This window comes from Streptomyces sp. NPDC017936, from assembly GCF_044328485.1.
In the GTDB taxonomy this organism is placed as follows: Bacteria; Actinomycetota; Actinomycetes; order Streptomycetales; family Streptomycetaceae; genus Streptomyces.
Window position 1 is genome coordinate 547,773 of sequence record NZ_JBIRHK010000001.1, and the last position, 25,916, is coordinate 573,688.

Consider the following 25,916-nt stretch of genomic DNA (forward strand, 5'->3'; position numbering starts at 1 on the left):
GGGAGGGCCCGTGGATGCGACCACCACGCTCGTCGCCGTCGCGGTGGTGCTGGCGGCGGCGCTGTTCGCCGTGGCCGCCGCCGTGCTGGTGCGGCTGGTCCGGGCCCGGCGCGGCCTGCGGCGGGCGGGCCTGCCCACCGGACCGCGCTGGGTGTTCTGGGGAGCGGTCGCGTACTTCGTCCTCCCGACCGACGTGATGCCCGACCCGGTCTACCTCGACGACATCGGTGTCCTGCTGCTCGCCCTGCGCTCGCTGCGCCGTGCGCCCGACCGCACCGGGATCGCCGACTGACCGCCCGGTGACGATTTTTCTTCCCGTCCGGGGCCCATCGCCCCTGCTCAGCTCCCCGCGCCGCGTCCCCACCCCGTGATGGTCACGGAGGGTAAGGAAACCAACCACTCGTTCGATTCGTATAAGTGACTGAAGGTCCGGAAGGCGGGCCGCGAATCGCACCACCACAGCGGGCCCGAGTGACGTCGCACAGCGGCACCGCTTGATCGAGGCAGTACCGACGAGGGAGAGACGATGCAACCGTTCGCGCTCAACTACGCACGCCCGGCGGCGGAGTTGGAGTTCGCCACGCCGTACGCCTATGACGCAGGACTGCAGTTGAACGTGCTCGTCGACGGCCGGATCGCCGCCCGTGACCACGCGCTGCTAAGAGAGCTCGGGACGACGACCTCGACGGCGGGCTCCAAGACGCACTTCGACGACTGAGCACGGAACGACACGATGACCGTGCTCATCCTGACCTGTGAAGAGGACGTCACGGCCGACATGGTGGTCGTCCACCTGAACGCCGAGGGCGTCCCGGTCGTGCGCCTCGACCCCGCCGACCTCACCCACACCGTCGCGCTCTCCGCGGAGTACGTGCACGGCGCCTTCCGGGGTCATCTGTCGTCCGCCGGACGGCTGGTGAGCCTGGACTCGCTGCGGTCGGTCTGGGTCCGCCGGCCCGGCGCCCCGGCGGCCCGGGCGCCCGAACCGTCCGCGTGGCTCACGGAGGAGGCCTCGCAGGCGCTGTACGGGATGCTCCGCGGGAGCGGGGCGCGCTGGATGAACCAGCCGGACGCGGCCCGGCGGGCCCGGTACAAGCCCTGGCAGCTGCGCCTGGCCCAGTACAGCGGCCTGCCCGTGCCGGCCACGCTCATCACGACGTTCCCGCAGGCGGCGCGGGACTTCGCGGAGCGCTATCCGGACCTGGTGGTCAAGCCGGTGTCCGGGGCGCACCCCCAGGATCCGCCCCGGGCGGTGCCCACCACCCGGGTCCCGCCGGACGCCGACTTCACCGGCGTCGCCTACGGCCCCACCCTGCTGCAACGGCGGATCGCCAAGCGGGCGGACATCCGGCTGACGGCGGTGGGCGACCGGCTGCTGGCCGCCCGCAAGGCGACGGACCCGCACGCCGACCCCGACGTGGTGGACGTGCGCTTCGCTCCGTCCGCCACGCCGTGGCGTCCCGTCGAGGTCCCCCCGCGTCTCGCCGGCGCCGTGCGGACGTATCTGCGCGAGGCGGAACTGGCCTACGGGGCCTTCGACTTCGCCGAGGACGCCGACGGCACGTGGTGGTTCCTGGAGTGCAACCAGTCGGGGCAGTTCGGTTTCGTCGAGGTGGACACCGGCCAGCCGATCGCCCGCGCCATCGCGCAGTGGCTGGCCGGGCCCGGTCCCCGGCCGCACTCCCGGCACGCGGACTGCTGCGGGTCGGCGGCGCCCTGAACCGGGCCGGGGAACGGCTCAGACGGCCAGGGGCAGGCCGCTCTCCCCGTCCCTCTCGCCGTCCCTGCCGTCGCCGTGCCGCCCCTCCCGCTCCTGCTGCGGCAGCCGGGCCGCGGGAGGCTGCCGCACCGCGTCGGCGAGCAGGGCGTCCGCCGCGGCGACCGCCTCGCGCACATCGGAGGTGCCCATCAGGACGCACAGCGTGTAGGTGACGTCCTCCAGCGCGCGGGCCGTCTGCGGGCTCTCCCGCTCGGCCTGAGCGATCTTCAGCGTCGCGTACCGGGTCAGCAGCGTCCTGACGGCCTTCGGGTCCGGAACGATCACGAGCGCCCCTCTCTCCAGGTGTGGTGCGCAGCGTGTGCCCGGCCCTGGGCGATTCATGCCTGTGCGAGGCGCATGTCACCCTCCGGGGGTACGGTTTCAGCCACTTGGCCCCCGGCCGGCATCAGGCCGCCTGCCCGCTGTGCAGCGCCGTGTACGCGCCGCCCCGGCGCAGGAGTTCGTCGTGCGTCCCGGTCTCCAGGATCCGGCCGTCCCCCATCACGACGATGCGGTCGGCGCCGCGCACGGTGGACAGGCGGTGCGCCACGACGAAGGTGGTGCGGCCGCGCAGCAGACGGGCGAGGGCCTGCTGGACGAGCGCCTCGGAGCGGGTGTCGAGGGCGGAGGTGGCCTCGTCCAGGATCAGTACCTTGGGGTCCCTGATCAGGGCGCGGGCGATCGCCAGCCGCTGCTTCTGCCCGCCCGACAGCCGCGCCCCGCGCTCGCCGACCAGGGTGTCCAGGCCCTCGGGCAACCGCTCGACGAACTCCAGGGCGTTGGCGTCCCGCAGGGCCGCGCGGACCGCCTCCTCGTCGGCCTCGTCCTCCATGCCGTAGGCGACGTTCTCGCGGACGGTGCCGTCGAAGAGGATCGACTCCTGGGGCACCACGGACACGAAGCGCCGGTAGGTGCGCAGGTCCAGCGTGTTCATGTCGGTGCCGTCGAGCAGGACGCGTCCCGAGGAGGGCCGGATGAAGCCGATGACGAGGTTGAGGACGGTGGACTTGCCGGCGCCGGAGGCGCCCACGAGGGCGACGGTCTCCCCCGGTGCGACGGAGAGCGTGAAGTCGCGCACCGACGGCCGGCCGCCGTCGTAGGCGTGGCCGACCTGTTCGAACGTCACCGCGCCGCGCAGCGAGGCCAGTTCGGCCTTGCCCTCGTTGTCCTCCAGTTCGGGCGCCTGGAGCACCTCGCCGACCGAGCGGACCGACTCCAGGCCCTTGGTGATGACCGGGGCGAGTCCGGTGAGCGTGGTGGTGGAGTTGGTCAGGGTGGTCAGGAAGGCGCTGAGCATGACGACGTCGCCCGGGGTGACGCCCCACACCTCGTAGTACGAGATGAGCGCGGCGCCGGCCAGGACCAGCACGCCGACGATGTTGAGGACGACCCAGGAGATCGAGCCGAAGCGGCCGTTGACGAGGTCGAGGCGCATTCCGGAGGTGAGCAGCCGGTGCAGGGTGCCGTCCATGCGGCGCAGCGCCTTGCGCTCCAGGCCGTGGGCGCGGGTGACCGGGATCAGCCGGGTCATCTCCGTCACGCGGGAGGAGAGGGCCTCGACCTCGTGCCGGAAGTGCTCGTTGTGGATGCGCAGCCGGGAGCGGAGGCGGGCCACGACGAAGGCGGCCGCGGGCACGACGACGAGGAAGACGGGCACGAACTCCGGGGTGCGCACGGCGATGATGATCAGACCGCCGGTGAGCACGGTGAGCGCGCCGAGCCCGTTCTCCGCGGTCTGCTGCACCATCTGCTCCACGGCCTCGACGTCGCGCACGACCTTGGCCTGCAGGACGCCGGCACTGACCCGGGAGTGGTAGCCGATGGACAGTTGCTGCATGCGGGTGCACAGCGCGGAGCGCAGGGTGGTGCCCATACGGCGGACGCTGCCGTACAGGAGACGGACGTAGAGGAGGTGCAGCGGGTAGTTGACGACCAGGATGAACATGATGACGCCGGTGCTCGTCCACAGGCGGCCGATGGGCTGGTGCTGGACGACGGTGTCGATGATGGACGCGGTGATCAGCGGCAGCAGCCAGACGGGGCTGTGCTTGACGGTGAACACGACGACCGCGCCGGCCAGTCGGTACCGGTCGGCGCGGAAGAGGTAGGCGAGCGTGCGGATCGGGTGTTCGTCGCGGTAGCGGTGGTCGAGCGGTCTGTCGAGCGACGACGCCATCGGCGGTGGCCCTCCCAAGTGCCGGATGAAAGGTGGTTCGTACGGTGCGTGTTCAGGCGGCGTGCACGGTGGAGGGGGAGCGTGCCCCGGCGGACCGTCCCCCGGCCGACGGGGGTGCCGCGCCGGGTCCGGTCGCGCTGACCTCGGCGTCGCCGGTGCGGCGGGTGTGCATGGCTCGTGACCTCTTTCCGGCTGTCGCGGGAACCAGGAAGTCCGGTGCGCCGGAAGGTGGTTGCGGCGCACCGGACTGACCCGCTCCAGCCTGGCCCGGCCGTGGGCGGAGGTCCAATGGAAGAAAGCGAACGGATTCAGCAGCGCGGCCGCTGAATCCGTGTCCGGCTCAGGAACGGGAGGTGAGGTACTCCTCCACTCCCGGCGCGCGGTGCGCGTCCTCGACGCCGACCAGGCCGCCGGTCGCCTTCGCGTCGGGCTTCAGCACGTACGTCTTCAGCGCGGCGGGCCGGGAGACGTCGGAGAAGTCCTGGGGGGTGCCGAGTCCGGTGTCGGCGTTCTTCTGGGAGCGGTGCGCCTTGACGACGTCCTCCCGGGCGAGGCTGCCGGCCTCGCAGGCCTTCTCCAGGCCGGCGCCGAGCAGGTGGGCCGCGTTGTAGCCGGACAGCACGCCGGAGTCGACCGGTGAGCCGGGGTACTTCTTCTCGTACGCGGTGACCATGTGCTGGACGCCCTCGAGGTCGGAGCTGACGGCCGGCGCGGCGCTGACCACGTTCAGCATCGCCGTCAGGGCCGGTGCGGCGGGGGTCTTCATCAGCTGCGGGGCGAAGCCGGGGGCGCTGCTGACGACGGGGACGCGCAGGCCGCGGGAGGCGGCGACCCCGACCAGGGAGGCCGTCTGGGCGGGTCCGGCGCTGATGAGGACCGCCTTGACGCCGGCCTTCGTGAGCGCGGTGACCTGGGCGGACAGGTCCGTGTCGGTCGCCTTGATCTTCTGTCCGACGATCTTCAGGCCGGCCTTCTCCGCGGCCCAGGTGGAGCCTTCGAGGGCGTTGGCGCCGTAGTCGCCCTCGAAGTAGACGTGGCCGATGCTGTCGCCCTGGGTGAGGCCCTTGGCGCGGGTGAGGAAGTCGACCGCGGCGATCATGTCGATGTCGTAGGTGGTGCCCATCACCTGCACGGACTCCTTGCCGAGCAGGGAGGCCGCCCAGGCCTGCGGGAAGGTGAGCAGGTGGTCGCGTTCGATGTCGTCGAGGAGGGCCGCGACCACGGGCGATCCGATGACCTGGGGCAGGGCGACGACGTCCGGGGCGATGTCGGCGTAGGCGGTGACGGCCTTCTGCACGTCGTAGCCGTGGTCCTTGACGACGATCTCGATCTTGCGGCCGCAGATGCCGCCGTCGGCGTTGGTCTCGTCGGCCCACATCTGCTGGGCCTGCACGATGCTCTTGCCGAGGGTGGCGTAGGGGCCGGTCAGGTCGGTGAGGGCGCCGAGCCGGATGGTCTTCGCGCTGACGCCGGGCCCGGACCTGACGCCGTCGGTGGCGTCGGAGGTGGTGCCGCCGTCCGCCTTGGAGCTGCAGCCGGTGGCCGCGAGCAGCAGCGCGGTGAGGGCCGCGGCGAGGGCGGTGCCGGAGGTGCGGTGTCTGTGGTGCTCGGTGTTCACGGGGTGGGCTCCTTGGCTCGTGCGGGTGCGGCGGGCTGGCGGGACGCGGGGGCCCGGTCCGGGGACGGGGCGGGGCGCAGTCGGGCGCGGAGGCGGCGGGTGAGGCCGTGCAGTCCGTCGGGCGCGTACAGCAGGACGAGGACGATGGCCGCGCCGTAGAGGTAGCGGGCCGCCTCGGTGGGGCCGACCGCTCCCTCGCCGCCGGTGCCGGGGGCGGCGACCAGGGGGAGTTGGTCGGCGTAGCGGGTCATCAGCAGGGGCAGGGCGGTGACGAAGACGGCTCCCGCGGTGGCGCCGGCGACGGAGCCGAGGCCGCCGATGACGATCATGGCGAGGTAGTCGACGGAGAGGGCCAGGCCGAAGTAGTCGGGCACGACCCGGCGGAAGGAGAGGGCGAGGAGGACGCCGGCCAGGCCCGCGTACATCGACGACACGACGAAGGCCGCCGAGCGGTAGCGGGCGACGTGCACGCCCATCACGGCCGCCGCGGTCTCGCTGTCGCGCACGGCCGCCAGGGCCCGTCCGGGGCGGCCGCGCAGCAGGCCGCGCGCGGTGAACCAGGTGAGCGCGAACAGGGCGAGGCCGAGGTACCACAGCCGTTCCTCCGCACCGAACGGCACGCCGAGGACGACGAGTTCGGGGTCGTCGGCGGTGAACCCGAAGCCGCCCAGGGTGAGCGGCGGGACGGAACGGCCGTTGAAGCCGCCGGTGACCGAGTCCGCGGTCAGCAGCAGGTGGTGGCCGAGGAAGACCAGCGCGAGCGTGGCGACGCCGAGGTAGATGCCGCGCACCCGGCCGGCGACGGGGCTGAACAGGCCGCCCGCCGCGCCGGCCAGCAGCACGGCCAGGAGGGCGGCGAGGGCCGGGGGCAGTGCCGGGCCCGGCTCGCCGGCGAGCCAGGTGTAGCCGTAGGCGCCCACGGCGAGGAAGAAGGCGTGGCCGAGGGAGAGCTGGCCGGCGGTGCCGGAGAGCAGGCCGAGGCCGACGGCGCCGATGGCGGCGGCCATCGAGAACAGGCCGATGCGCAGCCAGAACGCGTCCAGGTAGAACGGCAGGGCGCACAGGAGCAGCGCGGGCAGCAGCAGGCGGGCCGCCTTCGGGAACAGGTCAGACACGGAGGGCTCCCTTCGCGCCGAACAGTCCGGTGGGCCGCACCAGCAGCACGACCACCATCACGGCGTACGGGGCGACGTCGCCGAACCCCTCGCCGAGGACGTGGAGTTCGGACTGGTATCCCGCGGTCAGCGCCTCGGTCAGACCGATGATCAGGCTGCCCGCGAGGGCGCCGGGCGGGGAGGCCATGCCGCCGAGGATCGCGGCGGGGAAGGCCTTGAGGGCGATCTGGCCGGTGGTGCGTTCCAGGCCGGGCGCCGGGAAGGCGGCGAGGAACACGGCTGCGAGGGCGGCCAGCGCGCCGGCCAGGCACCAGGCGAGCATGCGCACCCGGCCGAGCCGCACGCCCATGAGGGCGGCCGCCTCCGTGTCCTCGGCCGCGGCCCGCAGGGACAGGCCCCACGGCGTGTACCGGAACAGGGCGAAGACCGCGCCGATGACGACGGCGGAGACGACGATCGCGGCGAGCCGGCTGTCGGCGACGGTCACCGGGCCGAGGCCGGTCACCGCGTCGCCCCAGGGATCGCCCAGGGTGAGCAGGTCGCCGCCGATGCGCCGGGCCAGGTCGGTCAGCAGGACGATGTCGACGCCGATGGTGACGATCGTCTGCACGTGGGCGGCCTTGGGGTCGGGGTCGCCGCGTTGCAGCAGCAGCCGGTCCAGGGCGCCGGCGACGGCCGCGGTGGCCAGGACGGCCACCGCGAGGGCGCCGGCGAAGCCGAGGTCGTCGTGGAGGACGGCGACGAGGTAGCCGCCGAGGAGGAGCAGCGAACCGTGGGCGAAGTTGAGGACGCCGGAGGCCTTGAAGATGACGACGAAGCCGAGGGCGACCAGGGCGTAGACGGCGCCCAGCGCGAGGCCGTTGAGGAGCGTGTCGAGCAGGGTGGTCATCGGGCGTCCTCCCCGCCGGTCGCCGGCGGCCGTGCGGCCGAAGGGTCGTCCTCCGGCGCGCCGGTGCCGAGGTAGGCGCGCAGGACCTCCGGGTGGCGGCGGACCTCCTCGGGGGTGCCGTGGGCGAGGGGACGGCCGAAGTCGAGGACCGTGACCTCGTCGGCGAGGCGCATGACCAGCCCCATGTCGTGCTCCACGAGCAGGACGGAGAGGCCCAGGCGCTCACGGACCGCCCGGACGACCTCCGCGGTACGGGCGCGTTCGGTGCCGTTCATGCCGGCCACGGGCTCGTCGAGCAGCAGGACGCGGGGCTCCAGGCAGAGGGCGCGGGCGAGTTCGACGCGCTTGCGGTCGCCGTACGACAGCAGGGCCACCGGGGTGTCGAAGCGGCCGCCGAGACCGGTGAGTTCGGCGATCTCCCGCGCCCGGTCGAGGTGGGCGCGCTGTTCGCGCACGGCGCTCGGCAGGCGCAGGGCGCTCGCGGCGAAGCCGGCGCGGCTCAGGGCGTGCCGGCCGAGCATCAGGTTGTCGGCGACCGTGCCCTCGGTGGTGACGATGTTCTGGAAGGTGCGGGCCACCCCCAGCGCGGCGATGCGGTGCGGGGCGAGCCCCGTCACCTCGGTGCCGCCGAGCAGGACCTGTCCGGCGGCCGGACGGCACAGGCCCGACAGCACGTTGAAACAGGTGGACTTGCCCGCGCCGTTGGGTCCGATGAGCGCGTGCACGGAACCCGGGGCGACGGTGAACGAGACGCCGTCGAGGGCGGTGAGGCCGGCGAAGCGCACGGTGACGTCACGGACCCGGAGCTCGGGAGGCGGTGCGGGCCGGCGGTCGGTGAGCACGCCGGCGGGACGGCCCGTCGTGCGGCCGGTGGGGCGGATGTTCACGCGGCCCCCTGGTCGCCGGCCGTCTCGCCGAGGTAGAGGCGGCGTACCGCGTCGGTCCGCGCGAGCTCGTCGGCGGGGCCGGACAGCCGGATCTCGCCCACGTCGAGGACGTACGCGTGGTCGGCGAGGGACAGCGCCATCCCGGCGTTCTGCTCGACCAGCAGGACGGCCGTGCCCTGCTCGTTGATCTCCCGGACCACCTCGGCGATCCGGGACACCATGAGCGGGGCCAGGCCCAGGGAGGGCTCGTCGAGCAGCAGCAGGCGCGGGGCCGCCATCAGGGCGCGGCCGATGGCGAGCATCTGCTGCTCGCCGCCGGAGAGCAGGCCGGCCGCCTGGCGGCTGCGTTCGGCGAGCACGGGGAAGAGGCCGTAGACCCGGTCGCGGCCCTCCCGGACCTGGGCGGGGCCGCGCCGGCCGAGGCCGAGGCCGCCGGCGCGCAGGTTCTCCTCGACGGTGAGGCCGGCGAAGACCCTTCTGCCCTCGGGGACCTGGACGACTCCGGCCCGGACCGCGGCGACCGGGTCGCGTCCGTCGAGGGTGGTGTCGCCGAAGCGGGCGCGGCCGGCGGTGACGGTGCCGCGGTGCAGGCGCAGCGTGCCCGAGAGGGCCCGCAGCAGCGTGGACTTGCCGGCGCCGTTCGCGCCGAGCAGCGCCACGACCGAGCCGTGCGGGACGGTCAGGGACACGGAACGCAGAGCTGACAGGGCCCGCCCGTACGTCACGTCGAGGCCTTCGACGTGCAGCGCGGGCGGATCCTGCGGGGGTGCTTCGGGCATCGCGGCTCCTCGGGTCCGTGCCGTGGGGCACGGCGCTTCGGGGGAAGGGGAGCTCACGACAGCACGGGCGCGACCGGCCGGTACAGGCGACGGGACGGGCTCGCTGCGCGGGCCCAGCGTGATCCGGGCAGGGTTGTGCGGGTGCCCAGACCGGGGATGACCGGCGAGCTCGCAGGGCTCACGGCGCGGCAAGGACGCGCCGTCCCCGGCCGGGAGTGACCGGCGGGATCACGCAGCCCACGGCGCGGGAGACCGTCAGGGTGCGCGGCGGCGGGGCAGCGGAGGACCGTGAGGGCCGCGCGGGCCCCGGCCAGGGGTGACCGGCGGGTTGCGCAGCGCCCGGACCAGGGGCGGCCGATGGGATCACAGGGCCACGGCGCGGCAAGGACGCGCCGTCCCCGGCCGGGAGTGACCGGCGAGCTCGCAGGGCTCACGGTGCGGGAGACCGTCAGGGTGCGCGGCGGCGGGGCAGCGGAGGACCGTGAGGGCCGCGCGGGCCCCGGCCAGGGGTGACCGGCGGATTGCGCAGCGCCCGGACCGGGGGGCCGGTGGGATCACGCAGCCCACGGCGCGGGAGACCGTCAGGCTGCGCGGCGGCGGGGCAGCGGAGGACCGTGAGGGCCGCGTGGGCCCCCGGGCGGGGGTGATCGGCGGGACCGCCGCGGGGTGCCGTCAGGGATGCGCGGGGCCCGGGCCGGGGGTGACCGGCAGGGTCGTGCGGAGTCCGTGCCGCGGGGCACCGCGGCGGGCTCGCCGGGCGTCGGTTCCGTTGCTCAGAGCGAGTCCCGCGTCGTCAGCGCGAGGCTGATCTCCACCACGTCGGCCGGGCGGGACAGACAGCGGCCCGTGAGCTGCTCGTAGCGGCGCAGGCGGTTGAGGACGGTGTTGCGGTGGCAGTACAGCCGCTCCCCCGCCCGCTGTGCGGAGCCGTCGCACTCCAGCCAGGTGGCCAGCGTGTCCAGCAGCACGGCCGCGTCGGCCGGTTCCAGGGCGCGCAGCGGGCCGAGGACGCGCTCCGCGAGGGCGGACGCGAGATCGGGCGAGGAGATCACCAGGGCCGCGGGGAGGTGCTCGGTCAGCCGGACCGTGCCGCCCGCCTGCGGGCACATGCGCAGCGCGGTGTCCGCCAGGCGGCGGGCGTCCCCGACGGCCGCCAGGCCCGAGACGGCCGTGCTGACGCCCACCCGGGCGCCGCCCGGTTCCGCGCGAAGGCCGCCCTCGCGGTCGCCCTCCGGGTCACGGTGGCGGTCGTCGCCGCGGTCGCGGGGGCGGTCGCCGTCGCGGTCACGGCCCCCGTTGCGGTCGTGGCCTCCGTTGCGGTCGTGGCCGGTCTCGGCGTCGGTCCCGGGGTCGGTCCTCGGGCCGGCTCTGAGGCCGTCGGTCCTCGTGTCGGCCTCGGTGAGCAGGACGATGCCGTAGTCCACCTCGACGCCCGTGTGCCACAGCACCCGCGCTCCGCGCCCCGCGGCGGCGCGCGCCGCCGCGGCCTCGGACGGGGAGCCGCCCGCCACCGCCACGACCGCGTAGCGGCCCTGTTCCGGCAGGTCCAGCGCCAGCGCGGTCTCCGGCAGGTCGGCGATGCGGCTGGTGCCGTCGAGGAGGGCCGCGGCCAGCAGCCTGAGCCGGTTCTCGCGCCGCCAGGCCAGCTGCCGTTCGACCTGCCGGTAGGCGTCCGCGACGAGTGTGCAGTGCTCGTCGACGAAGTTCCACACGTCCGCGGCGACGTGCACGAGGAGGCGTACGTCCTCGGGGGCGGTCCGGGAGGTCTCCTCCACCAGGCGCTGCCAGACCAGGGAGCCGCCGAGCCGGAAGGCGTGCAGCAGGGCGTCCAGCGGCAGGCCCTCCTCGGCGCGGGTCGCCCCGATCTTCCAGGAGCAGCGGCGCGCCGCGTCCCGGCTGCCCCGCGGGTCGAGCAGCGAGGACACGCTGTGCCGCAGCGAGCGGTGGACCTCCTGCCAGGTGGCGGCCGGGTCGCTGTCCACGGCCGCGCGGTAGGCGGGTTCCTGTTCCTGGATGGCGGCGACCAGCCGGTCGGTGAGGTCGGGCAGGTCGTCCAGCAGCACCCGGGCGGCACGGTGCAGCACGTCCAGGGCGTCGGCGTCGATCAGCGAGCGGACGCGGGGCCGGCGCGGCCGGGGGGCCGGTCCGGCCGGCGTGGGGCGCAGCGCGGTTCGTGGCCGTAGGGCGTGGTACATCGCGGTCCTCCCCCGGGATCGGTGTGCCGGCGGGCCCGCGCGGCGGGCTCCTCACGGCTCCGGTGGGCCGTGGAGTCCGCGCGGTTCCGCCGTCCGGCTCGTCCTGCCCCGGCAGGATGACATACCGTCCGGTCGGTCCCTAGGGGTGTGCACCGCTCTTTTCGGCCTGTTCGACCAGCCGGGCCAGTTCGACGCGGGAGCGCACGCCGAGTGCGGCGAAGACCCTGCGCAGGTGGTAGTCGACGGTACGGGTGCTGACGGAGAGGGTGAGGGCCACCTCCCGGTTGGTCGCGCCTTCGGCGACCCGACGGGCGATGCGCAGTTGCTGGGGGGTCAGCAGGGACAGGCCGGGGCCCGCCCGGGTCCCGCTCGGGGACGCGCCGTTGGCGCGCAGTTCGCCCCGGGTCTGCTCGGCCCAGGCGCGGGCCCCGCAGCGCTCGAAGCCGACCAGGGCGGCGCCGAGCCGGTCGCGGGCCTCGCCGAGCCGGCGCCGGCGGCGCAGCCACTTGCCGTGCAGGAGTTCGGTGCGGGCCCGCTCGAAGTCGCCGCCCGCCGCCTCGTGCAGGTCGAGGGCGTGCCGGTACAGGGCGTCGGCGCGGTCCGGCGCGGCCAGCAGGGCCTGGCAGCGCAGCAGTTGGGCGGGGGCCTGCGGGTCGGCGCCGAAACGGGCCCACCGGGCGAAGTCCTCGACGGCGGCGCGGGCGCCGTCCGGGCGCCCGGCGGACACGGCGGCCTCCACGAAGCACGGCACCGCCAGCATCCACACCGCGAAGTGCCCGCGCCGGGGGCCCGGCCGCACCAGCGGCCCGAGCCGGTCCGCCGCCTCCTGGGGCCGGCCCCGGCCCAGGTCGGCCCGGGCCGTCGCCCACTCCGCGAGGGTCGCGGCCTGGGCGAGGCCGTGGCGGCGGGCGGTGGCCAGCGCGGCGGCGACGTGCCGGGCGACCAGGTCCGTCTCCCCTTCGATGGACGCGGCCAGCGCCAGCACGGCGTGGTGATGGGCGGCCGTGTTGCGCAGCCGGGCCGCTCGCGCGGCGCGCAGCCCCTCCTCGGCGTGGGTGCGGGCGAGGGCGTGGCGTCCGGCGCGCAGTTCGACGTAGGCGAGGTACTCCCGTGCCCTCGGCACCGCCGTGGCGGCGTCGAGGGTGCGGGCGGCGGCCAGCGCCCGCGCGCCCGCCCGGCGCCCGGCGTCGAGGTCGCCCAGCAGCAGCGCCGCTCCCGCCGCGCGCAGGGCCTCCTCGGGCCCGTCACCGCCCTCGGCGCACTCCACCACGCGCCGCAGGGGGGCGGCGGCCGCCCGGAAGTCCCCTTCGAGCAGGGCGCGCAGGCCGCGCCGGTAGTCGCGGCTGAGGGACCTGCCGGCCGGCGCGGACCCACCGGCCGACGCGGCCGTACCGGCCGACAGGTCCCGGCTCGGGCTCGGCGCTTCGGCGGGGCCCGGGACGGCGGGACCGGCCGCGGCCCGAGGACCGACGGTCCCGGCTCCGGCTCCGGCCCCGGCGTGGACCGCGTCGCCGCCGCCGACGGCGCCCCCGGCCGTGCCCGGGCCGGCGGGACCGGCCGCGGCCCGGGAACCGACGACCCCGGCCCCGACCCCGGCCCCGGCCCAGGCGCGGACGGCGACCGCGTCGTCGGCGGAGGCCACGCCCCCCGTCGGCCCGCCGCCGTCGCCCGGCCCGTCCCCCGCCGCGGCCGGGTCCGCGCACCGGCCCAGCGCGTGCGCACAGCCGACCGGGTCGCCCGCCGCCCACGCGGCGTCCGACGCGCCGAGGGCCGCGGCCTCCGCCTGGTCCGGGGCGGCCTCGGCCAGGAGGGAGGCGGCGAGCAGCAGGGAGGCCCTGGCCTCGTCGACGGGCCCGTCGTGCAGCACCGTGGTCCCGCGCAGCAGCTCGGCGCGCCCCCGTACGGGATCGGGGGCCCCGCCGGTGCGGGCGCGGTCCAGGAGCCGCAACGCCCGGTGCGAGCGCCCGGCCAGCAGGGCCTGCTCCGCGGCGGCCGTGTACCACTCGGCGCGCTGGGGCGCGTCGGCGGCCAGCTCGGCGGCCCGCGTGTACGCGGCGCACCGCGGGCCGTGCGGACCGGCGCCGGCCGGGCCGGCCGCCGCGGCCGCCAGGCCTGCGGCGGTGCCGGTCCCGGCCCAGGCGCGGTGCAGCACCGTACGGAGCGCGGGGCCCTCGGACTCCAGGGCCCGGGCCAGCGCGCGGTGCACCGCCCGGCGCCGCTCGGCGGGCGCCGCCTCGTACACCGTCCGGCGCAGCAGCTCGCTGTGGAACCGCACCTCGTCGTCGGTCGCCGCGAGCAGGTCCGGCAGCGGGTCGGACGCCGTTCGAGGTCTGTCGTGCAGGTGTCCCACGGCCCGCAGGACCAGCCCGAGGTCGACGGCCGCGTGACCGGTCGCCCAGGGGGTGGCCGGTGTGGCGTCGGCGGCCCCCGCGCGTCCGGCGTTCCCCGCGTCGCCCTCGTCCCGCAGGGCCGCCGCCACCGTCAGCAGGAGGTCGTGCTGCTCGGGCGTCGTCCCGGTGAGGTGTCCGCCGGCCAGTGCGGTCAGCACCTCGCCGTCCGCCGGCGGGAGCGGCAGCGGACGCTCACCCCGCAACTGGGCCGGCGAGAGCCGGCGGACCACGGCCAGCAGCAGCGCGGGGTTGCCCTCGGCCGCGTCCACCACGTCGTCCCGGACGCGCGCGTCGACGGCCCCGCCCGTCGCCTCGTCCACCAGGGCGCCCGCCTCCTCCGGGGACAGCGGGTCGATCCGCAGCAGGGGCAGGCCGGCGAACTCCGGGCCGGGCGGGCGGTGTCCGGGGACGCTGAGGAGCAGGCTCACGTCCGCCGTGCCGCGCAGGCGGGCGGCCGCGTGGCCCAGGGCGGCGCGGGAGGCGGGGTCCCACAGGTGCGCGTCGTCGACGCAGACCAGCAACGGGGTGGCGGCGGCACGCAGGGCGGCGAGCAGCCCCTGTCCGGACAGGCCCGTGGACACCGGCCCGGTGGCGTCGCCGAGGGCCCGCAGCAGCGTCCGCAGACCGCTGCCGGGGACGGCGGCCCGCGCCGGATCGGCCCGGACGCGCACCACGGCTCCGGCGGAGAAGGAGCGGGCCGCGGAGTCGAGGAACCAGGTGCGACCGCAGCCGGGCTCGCCGGTCACTGCCCGTACCCACCCGCCCCGCACCGTCGTCTGTCCGCTCATTCCCGCGACGTTACGCACGCGCAACACGGGGCGGAAGGCATGCGTCCACCCGGTCCCGAATCCGCTTCGGGCCGGTGACCTCGGTGTTCGCCCCGGGTACGGGGGGCGTGCCTTGTGCCGCTGCCCAACGTCCGGCTGCCCGTGCCGTGCACGGGCACAACGGCACGGACAGGAGGACACGGCCGGGGCGCCGGCCGCGGCACCCGCGCGACGGCCGAGGCGGCCGCGCGGGTGCCGGATGCCGGATGCCGGGTGCCGGGTGCCGGACCTCGGCGGTACGGCGTCAGGAGGTGTGCGGGCAGTTGCCCCGGTACTCCTCGATCGTCGAGCTCGGGCGGGGCAGCGGGCACAGGAACTGCTCGTAACGGGTGTCGTTGTCGATGAACCGCTTCAGCCACGAGACGCTGTACTTCGCGATCGTCGTGTTCGAGCTGTTCGGAGTGAAGTGGGTGGCGCCGTTCAGCTCCAGGTAGGCGCGGTCCAGCGAGGACGGCAGCGAGGTGTAGAAGGGCTCGGCGTGGCTGGACACGGGGGCGACCGTGTCGCCGTCCGCACCGACGACGAGGGTCGGCGTGCTGATCTCCGGCCACGTCTTGTCGGTGTTCCACGGCGTGAGCGGGATCGCGGCCTGGAGGGAGGGGCGCGTCTTGGCGGCCTCGAGGCTGCCGCCGCCGCCCATGGAGTGGCCCATGACGCCGAGCCGGGACGCGTCGATCCGGCCGCGGACGGAGCTGCTCTGGGTGAGGTAGTCCAGGGCCGCGAGCAACTGGCGGCCGCGGGAGGCGGGTTGGTCCAGGGTGGTGAGCGTGTCGATGGTGATGACGACAAAGCCCTGGGAGGCCAGGCGGGGGCCCAGCCAGGCGATGGACGACTGGGTGCCGGTGTAGCCGGGCGAGACGGCGACCGCTCCGAAGGTGCCGTCGGCGGTGCTGGTCGGGTAGTAGACGGTGCCTCCGCCGAAGCCGGTGACGGCCGCGGACGAGACGGAGGTCTGCGAGACGGCGTAGGGGCCCCGCGAGGCCTCGATGCTGGCGGTGGTCGGGGCCGGGCCGCGTTCGTAGGGGTTGTCCGCGGCGTGCGCCCCGGGGCCGCTGAGGGTGGTGAGACCGGCGACGGCGGCGACCGCCGCCGCGAGGCCGGCGAACCGGCCGGGCCTGCGGTGGGGGAAGCCGGTGGACACGCGGTGGGGGGAACCGGTGGGCACGCGGTGGGCGGCACCGGTACGCGCTTGCTGCTGCACGGCTGGTCGTCCTCTCTGTCGCGGCGGGTCCGTCCGGTCGGGCGGCTCCGCCGACGGGCGGGCGATGCCACTGTCGGGGAGAACCCGGGCCCCGGGGACCGGCAATGTCGCCGGTCTTGTGCGGGCGCGCGCCGGGGAAGACGTACGGTCGGGGAGGAGTGAACCTGGAACCGACCGCCCGCGCCCGGCGCACCGAAGGAGACCAGGACGTGTCGTTCCCCACCGAGAACGCCCCCGAGAAGGCTCCCGAGCACGCCGGCGAACACGACGACGCGTACGGCACCGACGCGTACGGCACCGACGGGTACGCGACCGGCGCGTACGCCTCCGACGCGTACGACGCCGTCGCGAGCGGCGCCTCGCGTGTCGCGCCCGTCCTGCGTCAGGCCGTCGCCGCCGGGCTGGTCGGGGAGGACCGGCCGCTCGCCGGGTTCCTCGACGTCCAGGGTGTGCGCGACAGCGTCGCCGCCCTGCACGCGGCGTTCGCGCCGGTCCCGGACGTGCTGCACACCTTCGCGGTCAAGGCCTGTGCGCTGGTGCCGGTGCTGCGGCTGCTCGCCGACGCCGGGATGGGCTGCGAGGTGGCGAGCCCGGGTGAGCTGCGGCTGGCGCTGGACGCCGGTTTCGACCCGGCCCGGATCGTGCTGGACTCCCCCGCGAAGACCTCGCGGGAGATCCGCGAGGCCCTCGCGCTCGGCATCGCCCTCAACGCCGACAACCTCGCCGAGCTGGAACGCGTCGACGCGCTGCGCCCGGCGGACAGCGCGTCCGTCGTCGGGCTGCGGGTCAACCCGCAGGTCGGGAGCGGGACGATCGGGGCGATGAGCACCGCGACGCGGTACTCGAAGTTCGGCGTGGCGCTGCGCGATCCCGGCGCCCGCGCCCAGGTCGTGGAGGCGTTCGCGCGGCGGCCGTGGCTGACCCGGCTGCACGCGCACGTCGGCTCGCAGGGCTGCCCCCTGCCCCTGATCGCCGAGGGCCTCGGCGCCCTCCACCTCCTCGCCGAGGAGATCGACGCCCGCGTCGGCCGCCGGCAGGTCACCAGCCTCGACCTGGGCGGCGGCCTCCCGGTGAACTTCGCCGACGACACCGTCACCCCCACGTACGCCGACTACGTCGCCGCGCTCTCGGCCGCCGAACCGGCCCTGCTCGACGGCCGCTACCGGCTCGTCACCGAGTTCGGCCGTTCCCTGCTCGCCAAGAACGGCTTCCTCGCGGCGCGCGTGGAGTACGTCAAGGACGCGGGCGGCCGCCGCATCGCCCTCACCCACGCCGGCGCGCAGGTCGCCACCCGCACCGCCCTCATGCCGGGCGCCTGGCCGGTACGGGTGTCGGCCCACGGCCCGGACGGCTCGCCGAAGCGAGCGCCCCTGCGGCGGCACGACGTCGCCGGACCCCTCTGCTTCGCCGGGGACGTCGTGGCCCACGAACGTCCCCTGCCCGAACTCGCCGAGGGCGACCTCGTCGTGCTGCACGACACCGGCGCCTACTACTTCTCGGCGCACTGGGCGTACAACAGCCTGCCCCGGCCCGGTGTGTACGGCTGGCTGGCGCGGGACGCCGACCGGATCGCGTTCGCCCTGGTCCGTCCCGCGCAGACGGTGCGGGAGGTCTCCGCGGAGAGCGGACTGGCCCAGGCGGACGCGCTGCTGACCGGGTTCGCGGCTCCCCCGGCGCCCTGAGGCCACCCGCCCGGCGGCGTCCGAAGGCATCAGCGGCGGGTTTCGGAGCACCCGGACCGTGTCCGCCGACGAGGAGAACTCCGTGCTGTGGGTCGCCTTGCTGCTGCCGCTGCTGTCCGTCCTGCTCGCGGTCCTGGACCGCGTGGAGGACCGGCTGTTCACCCCCGCCCCGGGCGGGCCACGGCACGCCGCCCGCAAGCGGCATCTGCGGCTGGTCCGCGGCACGGGCGGGAACGGCGATCCGGCCCTGGACGACGGCCGGTCCCGGCCCCGGGCGGCCTGACCGTCCCGGGGCCGGTCGGCCTTCCCCCAGCGGTCGGCCTTCCCCCGCCGGTCGGCCTTCCCCCGGCGGTCGGTCTTCCTCCGGCGGTTCAGCCCTCCCCGGCGGTTCGGTGATTCCCGGTGGTTCGGTGTGTCCTCCGGCTCCCGCTCGGGCCCGGCCGGGCCCCGGGTTCCCGCCCGGCGCCGGTCGTGTGCGAGGCTCGGTCCGGGCCGGTGCCGCTCGCGGCGCCGGCCGACACCTCACCGGCAGCAGGGAGAGTCAGCGACATGCGCATCGGTCTGCTCGGCACCGGCCCCTGGGCGCGGATGGTGCACGCCCCCGTCCTGAGCGCCCACGAGGGCCTCGACCTCGTCGGTGTGTGGGGCCGCCGCCCCGCCGCCGCGAAGGAGCTGGCCGACCGTCACCGCACCCGGGCCTACGACGACGTCGACACCCTCCTCGCGGAGGTGGACGCGGTCGCGGTGGCGGTGCCCCCGGACGTGCAGGCGGACCTCGCGGTGCGGGCCGCCGGGGCCGGCTGCCACCTTCTGCTCGACAAGCCCCTCGCCGCGACGGCGGCGGGGGCTCGGGCGGTGGCGCGGGCCGTGGAGGAGGCCGGGGTCGCCTCGGTGGTCTTCTTCACCACCCGCTTCCAGCCGGAGCCGGCGGCGTGGATAGCCGACCAGGCCTCCGCGGGAGGGTGGTTCACGGGACACGCGCAGTGGCTGGGCGCGGTGTTCACGGGGGACAGCCCGTTCGCCACGCCGTGGCGCCGGGAGAAGGGCGCCCTGTGGGACGTGGGGCCGCACGCGTTGTCCGTGCTGCTTCCGGTCCTGGGGGACGTGCGCCGGGTGTCGGCCGCCGGACGGGGCCCCGGGGACACGGTGCACGTGGTCCTGGACCACGTGGGCGGCGCCTCCAGCACGCTGACGCTCAGTCTGACGGCCCCGCCGTCGGCGGCGGGCGCCGCCGTCGAGATCCGGGGCGAGGCCGGGGTGGTACGGCTGCCGGAGAGCGCCTCCGACGCCGCCACCGCCCTCGGCCGGGCCGCGGACGCGCTGGGCGCCGCGGCCCGGAACGGCCGTCCGCACGCGTGCGACGCGGCGTTCGGCCTGCGGGTCACCGAGATACTCGCCGAGGCGGAGGGCCGGTTGGCCGACGGCACCGGATGAGTACGCGGTGGTCGCGGCCGGTCAGGCGTGCCGGTGCGAGTGCCGGTTGCCGGTGACGGCCCGGTAGAGGACCAGCAGGATGAGCGAGCCGACGATCGCGGCGATCCAGGTGGACAGGTCGAAGAAGCCGTCGATCGAGTCCACGCCGAAGATCACCTTGCCCAGCCATCCGCCCAGCAGACCGCCGACGATGCCGATGAGCATGGTGACGATGACGCCCCCCGGGTCCTTCCCGGGCAGCAGCCACTTGGCGATGGCACCGGCGAGCAGTCCTATCAGAATCCAGGCGATGATGCCCACGGTTCCTCCCGTCTCCGTCGGATTACGTGTACGTCTCCCGAATGCGCGGACACGGCGTCCGCAAACCTGCCGACGGCCCTTCAGTCGTTCTCGGCCTTCTTCGAACGGCTCGTCGCTCCACCGGAACCAGGCCCTGTTCCCCCCGGTGTGCAGCAGGAACTCGGGGACCGGGCCGTCGGGCGAGGCGAGCGGGACCCGGCTCCGGATCTCGTCGTGCACGGCCTCCCACTCCTCCGGGTGGGCCTCCGGGTGTGCCTCCAGGTCGCCGTTCGGCAGGGCGAGTTCACGGACGAAGAAGGGTTCGACGGCGCCGGGCCGGGGCGGAAGCGTCCCGACCACCAGGGGAAGTCCCCGTCGTCGATGACGATCTCCCCCGCCGGCTCCTCGCCGCGGCGCAGGTGCCGGACTCCGCCGCCGGACCCCGTCACGCCTCCGTGTTCCCTCGTGGCCGGTCACGCTGCGGGACGGCCTGTCAGTCCGCGCGGAAGTTCACCCGCTCCCGCACGACCGGGTAGCCGGCCTTCGCGAAGTGGGCGGCCATGGGGAAGTTGCCCCGGTCCGTGGCGCCGGCGATGAACTCGGCGCCGCGTTCGACAAGGTAGTGGGTGCACTCGGCGAGCAGGTCGTAGGCGTAGCCGTGGCCCCGGTGCTCGGGCAGGACGCCGATGAAGCCGACGCACGGCCCCGAGGGGTTGTGGGCCGGGACGTGGATGCCGGCGAGGTCCCCGCCGGGGGTCCGGGCGACCTGCCACCACTCGCGCGGTGACGGGCACCAGCGGAAGAAGTCCATCTCCTCCTGGGCGGCCAGGTCGAGGCCGCCCTTCTCGACGGCCTCGCGGGCGTGCGCGTCGAGGGTGACGGAGTGGATGCGGCGCAGCGCGTCGAAGAACACCGCGTCGTCGGGTTCGGGAGCGAACTCCAGGCGTCCGGGGCGGTCCGGCAGGCCGCACTCCGGGGTCCAGCGGTAGACGAAGCGTTCCACCAGCGGGGTGTGGCCCGCGGCGCGTGCGGCGCGCCGGCGCGCCTCGACGGCGGCCCGCACGGCGGGGTCGTCGCGCCAGCCTCCCGGCATGGTCAGGTCCAGGCCGACCCGCCACGGAGCGGTGCGCAGGAGTTCGGCGCCCGCCTCCTCCTCGCCGTCGGCGAAGTCGAACCACTCGACGAGGAGGGGTTCGGTGTCGTCGGGTCCGCCCCACCAGGCGGCGCGGGCGACGACCCGGCCGTCGCGCAGGGCGACGCGCTTCCAGTCGGGGCGGTGGGTGGCGTTGCGGAAGGCCTCGGCCGCGCGCAGCGGGTCGGGCAGGGAGTCGAACAGGTGGGCGTCGCTCTCGTCGAGCGCGCGGATGACCAGATCGGTCACGGATTCCTCCGGGATGCGGAAACGTGGTGCGCTCCCGGGGGTCGGACGCAGGTCAGACCCGGCACGCCGGGATCACGGTGAGGGAGCGCGAGGTGGGTGGGAACTGCATGGCGCTCGCCTCCTTCCGTGGGTCTTCGGGCGTGCGGTCACACCGTAGGACGGCGGTTTCCGGGCCGTCCACCGGTTTTTTCCGGCGTCCGACGCGAGGGCGTCGCCGTGCGTGTCGACGGGCGGCGCCGTGCGTGTCGACGGGCGGCGGCGACGGCGACGAGGGGTCCCCGGGACACCGGTCGCGGTCGCGACGGCTTCTCCCGGGTCCATGAGGCCCGGCCGGACGCCGGGACGCCGAGGCCTCCGCCGCCGGACGGGAGCGGAGTGCCTCGCCGCGCCCGCGGGGGCGCCTCGGTGCCGGACGCCGGGAACCGGGGCGCAGGAGGTTACGTTCGGGCCCCCGGCGGTACTCCCGCGGCGAAGGAGCGCGCTCCTCCGGATGCAGGGTGCGCCTCCGCGTTGAATGGTGTTAGTGGACCCGTTGACCGCACCGGGTCCGAAGCAGCCTCCCGGATCGAGGAGCAGAGACCATGTCGACCTCACAGCCCGGCGCCTCCCAGCCGTCCCCCGAACGCGCCACCCCGGACAAACTGCTGCACACCCGCACCGGCACCGATGTGTCGCCGGAGGACATGGTCCTGGCCTCGGGCAAGGACATCACCCCGCGCAACCTGGAGTGGGCGCGCCGCAAGCTCGACGAGGAGGGGCCCGACGCGATCGAGAAGATGCTGCCCTGATCCGATCAGTGCGCGCGGATGACGACGGCCCTGTCGCGGACCGTCGTCGGCCCGCTCTTTCGAAGGCACCCTCCGGGCTCTCGCCCCCCGGAGGGTGCCCGCCTTCGGGCCCGGCTTCCACGTGCGCGTCCTCGGATCCGGTCCGGGGATCCGGTCCGGGCGGCCCTCATCGATCGCGCCGGCCCGCTCGGCGCCGTCGGCCACCTCGTCGGCGCCGTGTCCGGCCGTCCGGCGCCCGCCGAGTCCCCGGGTCGCGGCCGCCGACCGGCTGCGGCGGCCGGACCGCGTAGGGGACCGACGGGCGCGGGCGCTACGGCAGGTCGTTCTCGTCGACGACGTGGACGGCGGCCTCCTCCGCGCCGGCCGCCCCCGCGTCGATGCCGACGTCCTCGGCGACCTCCTCCTTGGTGGTGTCCGTGTGGGCGCCCTCGTCGGGGGCGACCAGACGGCCGGCGCGCTCCTCGCCCGCCTCGGGGTCGACCGGCTCGCCCTCGCCCCCGGAGAGGTCGCCGATCCCGTCCCCGGTGGGCCCTGACACGTCCGGGACCTCCTGCGCCAGGCGCTGGTCGAGGCTCTCGCCCTCGTGCTGCTCGGCCGCGGTGGTGCCGTACTTGGTGACGCCCAGGGGCTTCTCCGGCGGGGAGTAGCCCTCGTCCAGCATCTCGTCGTAGGTGCGTTCGTCGAGGGCGTCCTGGAGGTCGAGGGGCGCGGCGTCCTCCTGCTCCTCGTTGGTGCCGGTGGGCTGGTAGGCGTCGTCGCCCATGTTCTCGGGCTCCGTACCCATGGATGCCTCCCTGAGCTGTCGTTCTCGCTGTGCCGTCCTGCGTTCGCTCGTTCGGGTATCCCCGCCGTGCCCGCCCCAACCCCGGCACATGCCAGGGGCACGGACCGCCGGGGAGATCGTCCCCTTTCGCCCGCCCGGGAGCGGGCCCGGCGGAAGGCGGTCGCGGCGGGCCGCGGCGCGTCGACGCCGCGGCCGGGGCATGCCCGGGCGCGACGACCCCGCGGGCCCCCCGCGCGGGACGCCGCAGGTGTGGCTCCACCGGGCCGCCCGCCCCCGGTGCGGTCACGCCGGACGGCCCGCCGCCGACGGGGGCCGCGGGCCTGACGCGTGGGGAGTGCGGGGGTGCCGGCCGGGTCAGGGCGCGGCGTTCGGTCCGTCCGGGCGGCTGCGGCGCTGTTCGAGCATCTCGCGGCTCAGCGCCTCCGTCTCCGTCTCCGGCAACCGCTCGAAGCCGTCCTCGGTGATGACCGAGACGATGGGGAAGATCCGTCGGCCGACGTCCGGTCCGCCGGTCGCCGAGTCGTCGTCGGCCGCGTCCCACAGCGCCTGGAGGGCGGCGAGGGCGGCCTCGCGCCGGTCCATGCCCTTGCGGAACAGTTTCTTCAACGCGCCCCGGGCGTAGGGCGATCCGGAGCCCTCGGCGTGGAAGTCCCGCTTCTCGTACAGGCCGCCCGCCACGTCGAAGCTGAAGATGCGGCCGCGCTCGCCCTCGGGGGCGGCGGCGTCGTAGCCGGCGAGGAGGGGGACGACGGCGAGGCCCTGCATGGCCTGGCCGAGGTTCTGCCGGATCATGCCGGCCAGGCGGCGCGCCTTCGCGTCGAGGGTCATCGCGGTGCCCTCGATCTTCTCGAAGTGCGCCAGCTCGACCTGGTAGAGCTTCACCATGTCCAGGGCGAGGCCGACGGTGCCCGCGAAGGCGACGGCCGTGTGGTCGTCGGCGGGGTGCACCTTCTCCAGGTCGCGCTGGGCGATGAGGTTGCCCATGGTGGCCCGGCGGTCGCCGGCGATCAGCACGCCGTCGCGGCAGGCGAGGGCCAGCACGGTGGTGCCGTGCGGCACGCCGTCCGGCGCGGCCCGCACGTCGTCCGGCAGCACCCGGCGCGTGACGAGGAGCTCCGGGCGGTGGGCCGCCAGGAAGTCGGTGAAGGAGGAGGTCCCGGGGGTGAAGAACTCCGCACCGAGCCGCCCGCCGCCGTCGTTCCCCGTCATGGTCCTCCCCCTCGCCGCCGGAACCGACCACCGGAGTCCTACCAGGGACCGGCGGGCGGGAAACGCGGGTGCGGGTCACAGCGCCCGGCGGCGGACGAGGACACCGAGGACCAGCAGGCCGGGCAGCAGCGGCAGCCACACGGTCAGCAGCCGGTAGCCGAGCACGGCGGAGGCGGCCGCGTCGCCCGGCGCCCCGCCGGCGGCCAGCGCGAAGGCCAGCGCCGCGTCGAGGGAACCGAGACCGCCCGGGGTGGGCAGCAGCGCGGCCGCGCTGCTCGCGGCGAGGTAGAGCAGCGCCACCCGGACCGGGGGCAGCGGCAGGGCGACGGCCCGGGTGACGGCGATCAGCACGCACGCGTGCAGGGTCGTGGAGGCCACCGACCCGCCCCACAGGGCCGCCGCCCGCCGCGGCCGCGCGTGGACCGCCGCGATGTCCGCCGCCACCCCGGCCAGGACCCGCCGGCAGCGCGGCCACAGGCGGACGGCCGGCACGGCGCACACCGCGACGGCCGCGACGGCGACCACCACCCGGCCGGCCCCGTCGTGGGGGACCCGCACGAGCCCGGGACAGACGGCGGCGAGGACGGCGATCAGCACGCCGCGCGCCAGCCCGCCCGCCGTGGCCCTGACGCCCACGGCGGTCGCCGCGCGGCCGGCCGGCAGCCCGCGGCGCATGAGGAAGCGCAGGTTGACGGCGCCCGCGCCGAGGCCGGCGGGCAGCACCTGGTTGGCGGCGGACGCGGCGAACTGCGCGGCCACGAGCCGCCCCGCGGGCAGCCGCCGGACCACGGCGCCCTGCAGGGCGAGGGCCGCGCACAGCCAGGTCCCGCAGGCGGCCGCCGCGCCGGCCAGCAGCCAGCCCTGGTCGGCGAGCGCGAGCCGCACGGCACCGGTCTCCAGCGCGGGCCAGTGACGGTGCGCCAGCCACACCGTGGCCGACAGGACGGCGAGCGTCAGGGCGGCCTGCCAGTAGGCGCCCCGCCGGATCGCCGTGGTGGACACCCGCTCGGACGTCATGCGGGGCCGCTCACGCGGGGCGGGGGCGCCAGGTGCACGTCGAGACCGGCCGACGGGTGGCGTTCCCAGCCGCGGGCGTACCGGGGCGGCGGGCCGCCCGGCCGGGACAGGGCGGCGGCCGGGATCCGGCGGGCGGCGTCCAGGATGCCCGCCTCGGTGATGTTGACGTTGTGGCCGCGCGGGTTGGCCGAGGAACAGCCGGCGTAGAAGGCGACGGGGATGGCGTCGGCGCCGGTGAGCAGGCAGGGCGGGCGGACGCCCAGCCGGTGCAGGTCGGCGACCGTGCGGCTCCAGTCGCGCCGGGCGGCGGCGGTGCGGTCGACGGTGCGGTCCAGGACGACGTACTGCACCGCCAGATGCCCGGCCAGAGCCACCGCGAGCAGGGCGACGGCGACCGGGCGAGGCGCGCCGCCGGGCCGGGTGACCAGGTGGAACAGGGCGGCCGCCACCGGGATCGCGAGCAGCAGGTACGCGGGGAGCAGGAAGCGGGGCGCCGCGTAGCCGATCAGGAACAGGTACGGCAGGGCCGCGGTCGTGGCGCAGGCGAGCAGGAGCAGGGTGGGCGCGGTGCGGCGGGCCCGGACCGCGACCGCCAGGCCGACGGCGGCCAGCAGCGGGAGGACGAACCACCAGGCGATGACGGGCGCCTCGGGCAGGGAGCCGGTGCACGGCCGGCACAGCGCCCGGCCGCCGAGGCTGCGCAACTGGTCGTCGACGGCGATGTTCCAGCCCAGTCCGCCCTGGATGCGGGACCCCTCGGAGAGCCGCCGCGCCAGGCCGCCGTGGGAGAGGACGGCCTCGATCACCCACTGGCCGAGGCCGGTCGCGAGGCCCGCCGTCAGGGCGAGCGCCAGGCGCACCCGCCGGCCCGCCGCCGCCAGGGCGAGCAGCGGCAGGCCGATCCACACGGCGTCGGTGGGCCGCATCCAGGCCATGAGCGCGGCGGCCGCCGCCGCGCCCCACAGCGCGGCCCGGTCCCGGGGGTCCGCGCGCGCCCGCAGGCAGCAGCCGGCGCAGGCGAGGGCGCCGAGCGCGACCCAGTGGTTGGGCATGGCCGCCGGGCCGTAGAACAGCGTCACCCACAGGGAGGCGTAGAGGGCGCCGGCGGCGGCCAGGACGCGGGCCGGGAACAGCCCGCGCCAGACCCGCAGCGCCAGGTACAGGCCGAGGCCGGACAGGACCGCGAGGTGGACGCGGAGCAGTCCGGTGGAGGTGGACCACGAGGTGACCGGTGCGACCAGCAGGGTGACGCCCCGGGCGCGCGGCGCGCTGAAGAAGGCCGGCGGCGCCTGGGCGCTGACCTGGCTGACGTACACGGTCTCGTCCCAGCCGAGGCCCAGGGTGGGGCGGACCAGGAGCAGTTGGGCCACCGTGAAGGCGACGGCCACGGCGGCGAGCAGCCGCTCGCCGCGCGGGCCCCAGGAGGCGCCGGGCGCGGCCACCGGGCTGCCTCGCCGCGCGCCGGCGAGCGTGGCGTCGGTGCCGTGGGCCATGCTCCACCCCTCA

General features: G+C 75.9%; 23 protein-coding genes. 7 read left to right on the forward strand and 16 right to left on the reverse strand.

Features of this window, described 5'->3' with window-relative positions; all coding sequences use genetic code 11:
* Positions 1-10 precede the first annotated feature (10 nt).
* The 3 genes from ACH4F6_RS02205 (at position 11) to tgmB (ending at position 1,720) form a co-directional block, all read left to right on the forward strand.
* The gene (locus ACH4F6_RS02205; protein WP_397957926.1) at positions 11-292 is read left to right on the forward strand and encodes a DUF1232 domain-containing protein; all 282 of its coding nucleotides are present in this window, start codon (positions 11-13) and stop codon (positions 290-292) included.
* A 234-nt stretch (positions 293-526) separates the two neighbouring features.
* The gene (tgmA, locus tag ACH4F6_RS02210) at positions 527-718 is read left to right on the forward strand and encodes a putative ATP-grasp-modified RiPP (protein WP_397957927.1); all 192 of its coding nucleotides are present in this window, start codon (positions 527-529) and stop codon (positions 716-718) included.
* Positions 719-733: 15 nt separating this feature from the next.
* Positions 734-1,720, forward strand: coding sequence for an ATP-grasp ribosomal peptide maturase (gene tgmB / locus ACH4F6_RS02215; RefSeq protein WP_397957928.1), 987 nt, complete (start codon positions 734-736; stop codon positions 1,718-1,720).
* Positions 1,721-1,738: 18 nt separating this feature from the next.
* On the opposite strand, the gene ACH4F6_RS02220 is transcribed toward tgmB, so the two are convergent.
* From ACH4F6_RS02220 to ACH4F6_RS02265, 10 genes are all read right to left on the reverse strand, one after another.
* On the reverse strand, positions 1,739-2,044 hold the full coding sequence (locus ACH4F6_RS02220; RefSeq protein WP_397957929.1) for a DUF5133 domain-containing protein: 306 nt from the start codon (positions 2,042-2,044) through the stop codon (positions 1,739-1,741).
* A 121-nt stretch (positions 2,045-2,165) separates the two neighbouring features.
* A complete protein-coding gene (locus ACH4F6_RS02225; protein ID WP_397957930.1) occupies positions 2,166-3,935 on the reverse strand; it encodes an ABC transporter ATP-binding protein in 1,770 nt (589 codons plus the stop codon).
* A gap of 340 nt (positions 3,936-4,275) precedes the next feature.
* Positions 4,276-5,553: an ABC transporter substrate-binding protein gene (locus ACH4F6_RS02230; protein WP_397957931.1), complete on the reverse strand. Its 1,278-nt coding sequence runs from the start codon at positions 5,551-5,553 to the stop codon at positions 4,276-4,278.
* Complete coding sequence (locus ACH4F6_RS02235; protein WP_397957932.1) at positions 5,550-6,668, reverse strand: branched-chain amino acid ABC transporter permease; 1,119 nt, start codon at positions 6,666-6,668, stop codon at positions 5,550-5,552. The genes ACH4F6_RS02230 and ACH4F6_RS02235 overlap by 4 nt, the downstream gene beginning before the upstream one ends.
* Positions 6,661-7,557, reverse strand: a complete 897-nt coding sequence (locus ACH4F6_RS02240; protein WP_397957933.1) for a branched-chain amino acid ABC transporter permease — start codon at positions 7,555-7,557, stop codon at positions 6,661-6,663. Before ACH4F6_RS02240 ends, ACH4F6_RS02235 begins: the two co-directional genes overlap by 8 nt.
* Positions 7,554-8,438: an ABC transporter ATP-binding protein gene (locus tag ACH4F6_RS02245; protein WP_397958204.1), complete on the reverse strand. Its 885-nt coding sequence runs from the start codon at positions 8,436-8,438 to the stop codon at positions 7,554-7,556. Before ACH4F6_RS02245 ends, ACH4F6_RS02240 begins: the two co-directional genes overlap by 4 nt.
* A 2-nt stretch (positions 8,439-8,440) precedes the next feature.
* Positions 8,441-9,223, reverse strand: a complete 783-nt coding sequence (locus ACH4F6_RS02250) for an ABC transporter ATP-binding protein (RefSeq protein WP_397957934.1) — start codon at positions 9,221-9,223, stop codon at positions 8,441-8,443.
* 773 nt (positions 9,224-9,996) lie between these two features.
* Positions 9,997-11,418: a PucR family transcriptional regulator gene (locus tag ACH4F6_RS02255; protein WP_397957935.1), complete on the reverse strand. Its 1,422-nt coding sequence runs from the start codon at positions 11,416-11,418 to the stop codon at positions 9,997-9,999.
* Between the two features lie 139 nt (positions 11,419-11,557).
* Positions 11,558-14,596 carry a LuxR C-terminal-related transcriptional regulator gene (locus tag ACH4F6_RS02260; protein ID WP_397957936.1) on the reverse strand — a complete coding sequence of 1,013 codons (3,039 nt, stop codon included), beginning with the start codon at positions 14,594-14,596 and terminating at the stop codon, positions 11,558-11,560.
* A 283-nt stretch (positions 14,597-14,879) separates the two neighbouring features.
* Positions 14,880-15,800 carry an alpha/beta hydrolase family protein gene (locus tag ACH4F6_RS02265; protein WP_397958205.1) on the reverse strand — a complete coding sequence of 307 codons (921 nt, stop codon included), beginning with the start codon at positions 15,798-15,800 and terminating at the stop codon, positions 14,880-14,882.
* Between the two features lie 194 nt (positions 15,801-15,994).
* On the opposite strand from ACH4F6_RS02265, the gene ACH4F6_RS02270 reads away from it, so the two are divergent.
* From ACH4F6_RS02270 to ACH4F6_RS02280, 3 genes are all read left to right on the forward strand, one after another.
* Positions 15,995-17,518 (forward strand): diaminopimelate decarboxylase, encoded by a 1,524-nt coding sequence (locus tag ACH4F6_RS02270; protein WP_397957937.1) that lies wholly within the window; start codon positions 15,995-15,997, stop codon positions 17,516-17,518.
* A 58-nt stretch (positions 17,519-17,576) separates the two neighbouring features.
* Positions 17,577-17,801, forward strand: a complete 225-nt coding sequence (locus ACH4F6_RS02275; RefSeq protein WP_397957938.1) for a hypothetical protein — start codon at positions 17,577-17,579, stop codon at positions 17,799-17,801.
* A gap of 266 nt (positions 17,802-18,067) precedes the next feature.
* Positions 18,068-18,952, forward strand: coding sequence for a Gfo/Idh/MocA family protein (locus tag ACH4F6_RS02280; RefSeq protein WP_397957939.1), 885 nt, complete (start codon positions 18,068-18,070; stop codon positions 18,950-18,952).
* 21 nt (positions 18,953-18,973) lie between these two features.
* On the opposite strand, the gene ACH4F6_RS02285 is transcribed toward ACH4F6_RS02280, so the two are convergent.
* Positions 18,974-19,252 (reverse strand): GlsB/YeaQ/YmgE family stress response membrane protein, encoded by a 279-nt coding sequence (locus ACH4F6_RS02285; RefSeq protein WP_397958206.1) that lies wholly within the window; start codon positions 19,250-19,252, stop codon positions 18,974-18,976.
* Positions 19,253-19,724: 472 nt separating this feature from the next.
* Complete coding sequence (locus ACH4F6_RS02290; RefSeq protein WP_397957940.1) at positions 19,725-20,612, reverse strand: GNAT family N-acetyltransferase; 888 nt, start codon at positions 20,610-20,612, stop codon at positions 19,725-19,727.
* Positions 20,613-21,193: 581 nt separating this feature from the next.
* On the opposite strand from ACH4F6_RS02290, the gene ACH4F6_RS02295 reads away from it, so the two are divergent.
* On the forward strand, positions 21,194-21,400 hold the full coding sequence (locus ACH4F6_RS02295; RefSeq protein WP_397957941.1) for a hypothetical protein: 207 nt from the start codon (positions 21,194-21,196) through the stop codon (positions 21,398-21,400).
* A gap of 310 nt (positions 21,401-21,710) precedes the next feature.
* Here ACH4F6_RS02295 and ACH4F6_RS02300 read toward each other — a convergent pair whose 3' ends face one another.
* From ACH4F6_RS02300 to ACH4F6_RS02315, 4 genes are all read right to left on the reverse strand, one after another.
* Positions 21,711-22,184: a DUF5709 domain-containing protein gene (locus tag ACH4F6_RS02300; RefSeq protein WP_397957942.1), complete on the reverse strand. Its 474-nt coding sequence runs from the start codon at positions 22,182-22,184 to the stop codon at positions 21,711-21,713.
* 354 nt (positions 22,185-22,538) lie between these two features.
* A complete protein-coding gene (gene prcB / locus ACH4F6_RS02305) occupies positions 22,539-23,393 on the reverse strand; it encodes a proteasome subunit beta (RefSeq protein WP_397957943.1) in 855 nt (284 codons plus the stop codon).
* Between the two features lie 75 nt (positions 23,394-23,468).
* Positions 23,469-24,410, reverse strand: coding sequence for a lysylphosphatidylglycerol synthase domain-containing protein (locus ACH4F6_RS02310; protein WP_397957944.1), 942 nt, complete (start codon positions 24,408-24,410; stop codon positions 23,469-23,471).
* Positions 24,407-25,903, reverse strand: coding sequence for a hypothetical protein (locus ACH4F6_RS02315; protein ID WP_397957945.1), 1,497 nt, complete (start codon positions 25,901-25,903; stop codon positions 24,407-24,409). Before ACH4F6_RS02315 ends, ACH4F6_RS02310 begins: the two co-directional genes overlap by 4 nt.
* Positions 25,904-25,916 lie beyond the last annotated feature (13 nt).